Origin of the sequence: Mesorhizobium sp. M7A.F.Ca.CA.002.15.2.1 (genome assembly GCF_003998715.1) — a bacterium.
GTDB classification, from domain to species: Bacteria; Pseudomonadota; Alphaproteobacteria; order Rhizobiales; family Rhizobiaceae; genus Mesorhizobium; species Mesorhizobium ciceri.
In genome coordinates this window covers 1-8,646 of record NZ_RZPI01000180.1, presented here as the reverse complement: position 1 = coordinate 8,646, position 8,646 = coordinate 1, and the positions used below count along the sequence as shown (strand labels likewise).

Annotated in this window: 7 protein-coding genes; 4 read left to right on the top strand and 3 right to left on the bottom strand. The window is 59.2% G+C overall.

All coding sequences use genetic code 11. From position 1 onward, the window contains the following. Window positions 1-262 precede the first annotated feature (262 nt). Window positions 263-817: a DUF4142 domain-containing protein gene (locus ENZ74_RS12795; RefSeq protein ID WP_127312798.1), complete on the top strand. Its 555-nt coding sequence runs from the start codon at window positions 263-265 to the stop codon at window positions 815-817. Window positions 818-979: 162 nt separating this feature from the next. Here the strand turns inward: ENZ74_RS12795 and ENZ74_RS12790 are convergent, their stop codons facing one another. Continuing rightward, window positions 980-1,300 carry a DUF1476 domain-containing protein gene (locus tag ENZ74_RS12790; protein WP_063168796.1) on the bottom strand — a complete coding sequence of 107 codons (321 nt, stop codon included), beginning with the start codon at window positions 1,298-1,300 and terminating at the stop codon, window positions 980-982. 212 nt (window positions 1,301-1,512) lie between these two features. On the opposite strand from ENZ74_RS12790, the gene ENZ74_RS12785 reads away from it, so the two are divergent. From ENZ74_RS12785 to ENZ74_RS12775, 3 genes are all read left to right on the top strand, one after another. After that, on the top strand, window positions 1,513-1,896 hold the full coding sequence (locus tag ENZ74_RS12785) for a DUF6152 family protein (protein WP_063168795.1): 384 nt from the start codon (window positions 1,513-1,515) through the stop codon (window positions 1,894-1,896). After that, complete coding sequence (locus ENZ74_RS12780; RefSeq protein ID WP_063168794.1) at window positions 1,897-2,352, top strand: hypothetical protein; 456 nt, start codon at window positions 1,897-1,899, stop codon at window positions 2,350-2,352. A gap of 220 nt (window positions 2,353-2,572) precedes the next feature. Further along, on the top strand, window positions 2,573-2,965 hold the full coding sequence (locus ENZ74_RS12775) for a RidA family protein (RefSeq protein ID WP_027039300.1): 393 nt from the start codon (window positions 2,573-2,575) through the stop codon (window positions 2,963-2,965). A gap of 38 nt (window positions 2,966-3,003) precedes the next feature. Here the strand turns inward: ENZ74_RS12775 and ENZ74_RS12770 are convergent, their stop codons facing one another. Next, window positions 3,004-4,791, bottom strand: coding sequence for an AIPR family protein (locus ENZ74_RS12770; RefSeq protein WP_063168793.1), 1,788 nt, complete (start codon window positions 4,789-4,791; stop codon window positions 3,004-3,006). A gap of 179 nt (window positions 4,792-4,970) precedes the next feature. Further along, a complete protein-coding gene (carB, locus tag ENZ74_RS12765; protein WP_027162088.1) occupies window positions 4,971-8,477 on the bottom strand; it encodes a carbamoyl-phosphate synthase large subunit in 3,507 nt (1,168 codons plus the stop codon). Between the last annotated feature and the right edge of the window lie 169 nt (window positions 8,478-8,646).

The following is an 8,646-nucleotide window of genomic DNA, read 5'->3' as shown; positions in this document are numbered from 1 at the left end:
GACGGAGCCCGGTCAGGATCCGCATGGCCTCGGCACCTGCGAAACGCTGTGGAATCTGATGGATTTCACGCCGGAAGGTCGCCCGAACTGGAACGAGCAGCTGCAATATGGCGAAGCTTGCTGCCACTGAAGGCAGTTGTGGCCAGCCGCCGCGGTTCGGGTAATCGAGGCGATACGCGCAGGCTTCTTCCTCATGATCTGCAACCGGAGTGCCCAAGCGACGTTGGATTGTCCGAGGGACAATTCCAACCGGAGACATGCCATGAAGACGCTTACCATTCTGCCCGCAGCAGCATTGCTTGCCGGCGCGCCGGCCTTTGCCCAGTCGAACACGACCGCCACGACCACGCCGCTCGCCGCCACGACGAAGGTCGACACTTCGACCTTCATCAAGACGGTGCCGAGCGCCAATGAGTTCGAGATCCAGTCCAGCAAGCTCGCCGAGCAACAGGCGACCGACGCCGACGTCAAGGCGTTCGCCAAACAGATGATCGCCGATCACACCAAGGCCGGCGAGGAATTCAAGGCGGCGCTTGCCCAGGGCCAGACAACCTCGGCCACCGCACCGTCCGGTCCGGCCCTGCAGCCCAAGGAGCAGAAGATGCTCGATGAGCTGAAGAGCGCCAGCGGCGATCAATTCCAGGCCAAATACATCGAGATGCAGACCAACGCTCATAAGGAAGCCGTCGCGCTGTTCAGCGGCTATGCGAAATCCGGCGACGACCCGGCAATGAAGGAATTCGCCAAGAAAACCCTGCCGACGCTGCAGATGCACGAAAAACACGTGAAGGAACTGGCCGCCGCGCATCAGGGGTGAGGGCGGTTCACTATGGCGCCCCCCTCTGTCCTGCCCGGCAGGACAGAGGGGGGCGCCGTAGAGCGCTACGATGGAAGCCAGCCCGCTTGGCCAACCAACACCACAATATGGCCCTGTGCCTTAAGCACGGCACGCCCTATACCGATCAAGGCTGAGCGGCGCTCAGGTCGACCTGATCTGCTCGACCGCGGTCACCAGCAGCTCTTCCATGGCGGTGCGTATCTGGCCATCCGACTGGGCGATGCCCGCCGCGTCGAAGTCGGCGCGGACCTTGCGGAACACATCGTTGTCGCCTGCCTCTTCGAAATCCGCGTGCACGACCTCCTTGGCATAGGCGTCGGCGTCAGCACCGGATTTGCCGAGCTTTTCGGCGGCCCACAGGCCGAGCAGCTTGTTGCGGCGCGCCATGGCCCTGAACTTCGTTTCCTCGTCCATCGCAAACTTCTTTTCGAAGCCTTCCTGACGGTCTCTCATGCTGCTCATGGTTCGCCTCGTTTCCGATGGGAGTCCGATCTTCAGCCCAGGGGAAGAACGGCCAGGAAAGAGAGAGTGGCGCGCATGGGTGTCATTAACAAGGCGTCATGCCGGCGATTGGGCGGGCGCTTGGCGGTCCAGTCTTTCGCTCGATATGATTTGACGTTGCCGCGCCGTGTCCTACTCTCAAGTGCCTGCGGGATGAACCGAGGAGACGAGCGATGCAGTTCAAGGCAATTCGCAGCGTCGCGCTGACGGCGGCCGTGATGCTTGCCGCCGGCACCGCGGCCTATGCCCATCACGGCTGGTCGTGGACACAGGATGGGTTTTTCGAACTCAAGGGCAAGATCACGGCCATCTATATCGGCAATCCGCACGCCACGCTGGATGTCGACGCGGAGGGTGAGGCCTGGCGGGTGGAGATGGCGCCGCCATCACGCACGATCGCCGCCGGCTTCACGGAGGAGGTGGCCAAGGTCGGCGACGAGGTGACCGCGATCGGCAACCGCTCGCTCGAGGCGACCGAAAAGCGCATGAAAGCGGTGCGCGTCATCGTCAACGGCAAGACATATGATGTCTATCCCGACCGCGTGCCGCCGGCGTAAATGGCCGAGTTCCTCGCCGGCATTGAGCATCTTGCGTTGGCGCGGTGGCTGAAGGCTTCCTTCGTCGCCTATCCCATAGTCAATGCGCTCCACATCATGTCGATCGGCGCGCTGTTGACCAGCGTCGTTCTCATGGACCTCAGGATCTGCGGCGCTTTCCGTTCGCTGCCGCAAGCCGCATTCGTCGCGCTGCTGCGCCGCATTGCATTAAGTGCATTCGCGGGTGCGCTCGTCACAGGCTCGCTGCTGTTTTCGGTCAAGGCGAGCACCTATGCGGCGATGCCGGTTTTCCTCGCCAAGATGGCACTCATCCTTCTCGCCGGCGTCAATTTTTTCACCTTCCTGCGCTTCGCCAGAGGTGGTGACGATCTGGCCGGCAGCACCATCCTGGCTGTGCTCTCGATACTGCTGTGGACGTCCGTGCTTTTCGCCGGACGGTTCATCGGATTTCTCTAGCGCCGCATCTTCCTTCTCCCCCTGTGGGAGAAGGTGTCGCCGAAGGCGACGGATGAGGGGTGTTCCAGGGAACGCCGACGTCTCACTCCGCTGGAACACCCCTCATCCGTCTCGGCGCTATCGCGCCGATCCACCTTCTCCCACAAGGGGAGAAGGGAAGAACGGCGCTGGCGTTCCGCCCGTGCCGGGATAAGCTCCCTGCAACTCAGGGAGAACTGCCATGAAAAAAGAAATCATCGAAGTGCCGGTCATGTCCGCCAAGGTGCGGGCGCTCGGCCTTCCCTGCTCGACAGCGGTCAAGGCCAACGGCTTCGTGTTCATCTCGGCGACGCCGCCGGTGGATATGGTGACCGGCGAGATGGTGCGCGGCGACATCGAGGTGCAGACCGAGGCGTCGCTGAAGGCGCTGAAACATTGCCTGGAAGCGGCCGGCACTTCGCTCGACAATGTGGTGATGGTGCGTATCTACGCCGTCAATTCCGGCTTCTACAACGCCATCAACCGTGTTTATGCCAGGTATTTCAGCGTCAATCCGCCGGCGCGGAGTTTTGTGCCGGTGGCGTCGTGGCCGATGGAGTTCGATATCGAGATCGAGTGTGTGGCGGTGGCGTGATGAGAGTATAGGAACGAGCATGACGACTCGCCAGCCTCTTATGAAACGTAGTTTTTCACCTCAGGAATGTCTTGGGTCAGGATCATCTCTCTAAATTCGTTAGAAACCGACTCTGATCGGATGGCGTCCCGAACCCTCTCCTGGGACTGCGTCCCAAACTGCTTAAGTTTGTCGTCTAATATCGCTGAGCTTCTATAAACCACCGCCTTGAGCGCCTCTTCATTCTTGCTCAATGCAATAATATTCTGCGCTACTTTTTCTATTTCCGATTTTTTCATGGAAAAGACGTCTCTGCCTCGGGTCACAATTAAACCGACGGCACATATGATATAAAATCGGAACGTCTTATATTTATTATCTATACGCTGGTTTCTCCAGAGGAACTCAATTCGGTAGTAGAGATAACAGCAGGCATGATAGATCCTAACATCATGATCATCCTTAAATATCTTGCTATCATACTCCGACATGATTCCCCGATAGTCGCGAGCTGCACGATTGGGCTGGAAGAAAATCGCGGCAGCCAGGGCCTTCATCATCGAAGATGGCTGAATTATCCTAACGCGCTCGACCTGCTGGCCACGATATTGGTTTTCGCGCCGTTCAAGATATATGATCTCTTCCGGCTCAACCGATCTGGCGTATTCTTCGAGGCTCTTTAAAAATGGCCTCAGCGCCCAGAATTGTTCTTCCTTCACCGGGTTCTGCCTATTCGTTCCAATAATGATCGATGCGACGAAGTCATCGTTCTTCGACCCAATCAGGCGGAATGGCACTGCAATATGGTCAATTAGATTTAGATCTTCAGCTGCCCCTTTGCTTTCCCCAAAGATCAATTCGTATATAATATTGCTCGTTTGACACCCATTTACTATTTGATAGTCCTCAAGATGGAATCGATCTCCAGTGCGGTCTATACTTTTCGACACAACTGTAACGCCGTTATTCCTAAAAGCAAAATCATCACCACCGCTCTCAAGTACTGAGACCTTTATTTCTTGGTTAATCTTAGATCTTTGATCGTAGTCTCTAATATTGTCAACGAAAACCGATTTATTGATGCCGATTGCGTTAAATTTATCGTCAAACAAAGTAAATAGCTTAACTAGTTGTTTGGCCTCGAGATATCCAACGTATGCCTCGTCCACATTCTTATTTTTTGGCATAACGACTGCTTTTGTAAATTCAATTTCTGCTTCGACAGATGTTGTGGCGGCTCGGTACCATTGTTGTAGCTGAAGAGCTCCAACGATACTTACGTCAAGGTTGTCTCTGTCAAACATGTTTTTTTCAGACATTTGACGAGTGAATGTATTCTTCAAAGACTCAATGCGCCGAGGTTCCTCGTAATTTCCGGTTGCGATGTAGAACGCTTTTAGCGAAGGATTTTTCTTTCCAACTACACCTTCATATACCGCGAGCATCGCCTCGGTTAAGTCCGACAATTGGGGGCTTTCATCTCGCAAATCGCCATCAAAAAAGCTGGTTATAGCATCGAAAAATTTGGAAATGTCACCGTAGTCGTAACTTGGGCTAGTTTTCGACTGAAAGAAAACAAACTCAATCGATGGATTTTTGATCGCGGCGAGCTTATCTTCTGCTTCGATCCGTGTTTTTACTACTTCCCCTTGTATTAATATTGCGACTCCGTCGAGACCGAACTCCGTGCCTGTCAAATGGACATCGTTGGCATCTGCGGACTCGGCCAACAGACCGATTAGAGTCGCAAATATCGAGTAAATTTCGAATTGATCACTAAGACTTGCCGACTCGATGCTCGTGGATTTTGCGTAATCCTTGACTTGAGCGCGAATTACTGGATTCATTTTTTGGTCCCCCCGCCTTTTGGCTGTTAGCGTACGTGACGTCTCGGGGGCTGTCTACTGTATCCGACCCTTTACTAACCGTCGGAGTGCACTATTTTAGATGCTGGTATAATCCGGATATCATTTGGCTGCGGCGAGCAATTTGAAAGCGAGAACTGCCGACAGCAGTTCACCAATCCTTACGCAAAATACTCCTGCAGCGGCCTGACCTCGAGGCTCCCCGCCTTCAGTGCCGCAATCGCTTCCGCCACCGCAGCCGCGCCCGATAGCGTCGTATAATACGGCACCTTCTGCATCAGCGTCGCCCGCCGCAGCGACTTCGAGTCCGACACTGCCTTCTGGCCGTCCGTGGTGTTGAAGACGATCTGCACCTGGCGGTTGCGGATGGCGTCTTCGATGTGGGGGCGGCCTTCCAGCACTTTGTTGATCTTCTGGGCGTCGACGCCGTTTTCGGCGAGGAAGCGGGCGGTGCCTGAGGTGGCCAGCACCTTGAAGCCGAGGCCGGCCAGGCGCTTCACCGCCGGCAGGATGCCTTTCTTGTCCTCGTCGCGCACCGAGACGAACAGCGTGCCGGAGCGCGGCAGGTCGACGCCGGCGCCGAGCTGGCTCTTGGCGAAGGCCAGCGCGAAATCGCGGTCGAGGCCCATGACCTCGCCGGTCGAGCGCATTTCCGGGCCGAGCAATATGTCGACGCCGGGGAAGCGGGCGAAGGGGAACACGGCTTCCTTGACCGCGATGTGGCCGGGGTTCCTGGGGTCGGGCATGGCGCCGTAATGGGCGAAGGCGTCTTCCAACTTCTCGCCGGCCATGATGCGGGCGGCAATCTTGGCAATTGGCCGGCCGATGGTCTTGGCGACGAAGGGCACGGTGCGCGATGCGCGCGGGTTGACCTCCAGCACATAGACCGTGCCGTCCTTGATCGCATACTGCACGTTCATCAGCCCGCCGACATTGAGCGCGCGGGCAAGGGCTGCCGTCTGGCGCTCCAGTTCGTCGACCAGTTCGGAAGGCAGCGAGTGCACCGGCAGCGAGCAGGCACTGTCGCCCGAATGGATGCCGGCCTCCTCGATGTGTTCCAGAATGCCGGAGACGAAGGTCGCCTTGCCGTCGCAGAGGCAGTCGACATCGACCTCGATGGCGCCGGAGAGATAGGTGTCGAACAGCAGCGGGTTTTTGCCCAGCAGCGTGTTGATCTGGCCGGTCTTGTCGTTGGGGTATTTCTGCTTGATGTCCTCCGGCACCAGGCCGGGCACGGTGTCGAGCAGGTAGGTCTGCAGCATGCCCTCGTCATGGATGATCTGCATGGCGCGGCCGCCGAGCACATAGGACGGGCGCACCACCAGCGGGAAGCCGAGCTCGCCGGCGACCAGGCGGGCCTGCTCGACCGAATAGGCGATGCCGTTCTTCGGCTGGCTCAGGTTGAGCTTGTGCAGCAGCTTCTGGAAGCGGTCGCGGTCTTCGGCGAGATCGATCATGTCGGGCGAGGTGCCGAGGATGGGGATGCCGGCCTTCTCCAGCGCATCCGCCAGCTTCAGCGGCGTCTGGCCGCCGAACTGGACGATGACGCCGACCAGCTCGCCCGAGGCCTGCTCGGCGCGCAGGATCTCCAGCACGTCTTCGGCCGTCAGCGGCTCGAAATAGAGCCGGTCCGAGGTGTCGTAGTCGGTCGAGACCGTCTCCGGGTTACAGTTGATCATGATCGCTTCATAGCCGGCGTCGCGCAGCGCGAAGGCGGCGTGGCAGCAGCAATAGTCGAACTCGATGCCCTGGCCGATGCGGTTCGGCCCGCCGCCGAGGATGACGACCTTCTTGCGCGACGAGACCTGCGCCTCGTTGGCCAGCGCGCCGGCGAACGGCACTTCATAGGTCGAGTACATGTAGGCGGTGGGCGAGGCGAACTCGGCCGCACAAGTGTCGATGCGTTTATAAACAGGATGAACGTCGAGCTTTTCGCGAGCTTTCTGAATCACTTCGGCGTCGGTCTTCGTCAGCGACGCGAGGCGGGCATCGGAGAAACCCATGGCCTTCAGCATGCGCAGGTTGACGGCATCCTCGGGAATGCCGTGCTCGCGGATGCGGGCTTCCATGGCGACGATGCCGGCGATCTGTTCGAGGAACCACGGGTCGATCTTGCACATGGCGTGCACGTCCTCCAACGAGGTGCCCATGCGGATCGCCTGCGCCACCATGCGCAGCCGATCGGGCGTCGGCGTGCCGAGCGCTGCGCGGATGGCGTTGCGGTCGTCGGCATGGTTGGCGGAACCGAGGCCCCCATGGCTGAGACCGGGAATCTCGATCTCGTCCAGACCAGTCAGGCCGGTTTCAAGTCCACGCAGCGCCTTCTGCAGCGATTCCTGGAAGGTGCGGCCGATGGCCATGACTTCGCCGACCGACTTCATGGCGGTGGTCAGCACCGGCTCGGCGCCGGGGAATTTCTCGAAGGCAAAGCGCGGGATCTTCGTGACGACGTAGTCGATGCTCGGTTCGAACGAGGCTGGCGTCGCGCCGCCGGTGATGTCGTTCTCCAGCTCGTCCAGCGTGTAGCCGACGGCGAGTTTTGCCGCGATCTTGGCGATCGGGAAGCCGGTCGCCTTGGAGGCAAGTGCCGACGAGCGCGAGACGCGCGGGTTCATCTCGATCACCACCAGGCGGCCATCGGCCGGGTTGACGGCGAACTGCACGTTGGAACCGCCGGTCTCGACGCCGATCTCGCGCAGCACGGCGATCGAGGCGTTGCGCATCATCTGGTATTCTTTGTCGGTCAGCGTCAGCGCCGGGGCGACGGTGATCGAATCGCCCGTATGCACGCCCATCGGGTCGATGTTCTCGATCGAGCAGACGATGATGCAATTGTCCGCTCTGTCGCGGACGACCTCCATCTCATACTCCTTCCAGCCGAGCACGCTCTCCTCGATCAGCACTTCGGTGGTCGGCGAGGCGTCGAGGCCGGACTGGACGATCTCGTAGAATTCGGCGCGGTTGTAGGCGATGCCGCCGCCGGTGCCGCCCATGGTGAAGGACGGGCGGATGATGGCCGGCAGGCCGACATGGTCGAGCGCCTGGGCGGCGATCGCCATGCCATGGCTGATATAGCGCTGCTTGCGGTCGCCTTCGCCGAGGTTCCAGCGGGTTTCCAGCGCATCGAGCGCGGCGTCGAGATCGGCCGGCTTCTCGGCCTTGAGCGCCGCGCGCTCGGCCTCATGCGTCTTGCGGTCGGTGTTCTTGACGTCGGTGGCGTTGGCCAGCATCGACTTCGGCGTTTCCAGGCCGATCTTCTTCATCGCCTCGCGAAACAGCGCGCGGTCCTCGGCCTTGTCGATGGCGGTAGCGTCGGCGCCGATCATCTCGACATTGTAGCGCTCGAGCACGCCCATGCGGCGCAGCGACAGAGCGGTGTTGAGCGCGGTCTGGCCGCCCATGGTCGGCAGCAGCGCGTCGGGCCGCTCCTTGGCGATGATCTTGGCCACCACTTCAGGCGTGATCGGCTCGATATAGGTGGCGTCGGCCAGTTCCGGGTCGGTCATGATGGTGGCCGGGTTGGAATTGACCAGGATGACGCGGAAGCCTTCCTCCTTCAGCGCCTTGCAGGCCTGCGTGCCGGAATAGTCGAACTCGCAGGCCTGGCCGATGACGATGGGGCCGGCCCCGATGATCAGGATCGACTTGATGTCAGTGCGTCTTGGCATGTCAAAGGTCCGTTCGGCGGGCGGCTTGCACAAAAAACCGGGACGGGAAGACCCGGCCGGTTGTGCTCGCGATTCTGGTATCAGGCTAGGAGGGCCTTATAGGGAAGAGTTTTGACTGATGTAACCCCGAAAATGCGAGGTAGGGGAATAGGGGAGTAGGGGAGTAGGG

Coding starts and splice junctions, on each gene's coding strand:
- ENZ74_RS12795 (WP_127312798.1), top strand. CDS start 263: ATGAAGACGCTTACCATTCTGCCCGCAGCAGCATTGCTTGCCGGCGCG.
- ENZ74_RS12790 (WP_063168796.1), bottom strand. CDS start 1,300: ATGAGCAGCATGAGAGACCGTCAGGAAGGCTTCGAAAAGAAGTTTGCG.
- ENZ74_RS12785 (WP_063168795.1), top strand. CDS start 1,513: ATGCAGTTCAAGGCAATTCGCAGCGTCGCGCTGACGGCGGCCGTGATG.
- ENZ74_RS12780 (WP_063168794.1), top strand. CDS start 1,897: ATGGCCGAGTTCCTCGCCGGCATTGAGCATCTTGCGTTGGCGCGGTGG.
- ENZ74_RS12775 (WP_027039300.1), top strand. CDS start 2,573: ATGAAAAAAGAAATCATCGAAGTGCCGGTCATGTCCGCCAAGGTGCGG.
- ENZ74_RS12770 (WP_063168793.1), bottom strand. CDS start 4,791: ATGAATCCAGTAATTCGCGCTCAAGTCAAGGATTACGCAAAATCCACG.
- carB (WP_027162088.1), bottom strand. CDS start 8,477: ATGCCAAGACGCACTGACATCAAGTCGATCCTGATCATCGGGGCCGGC.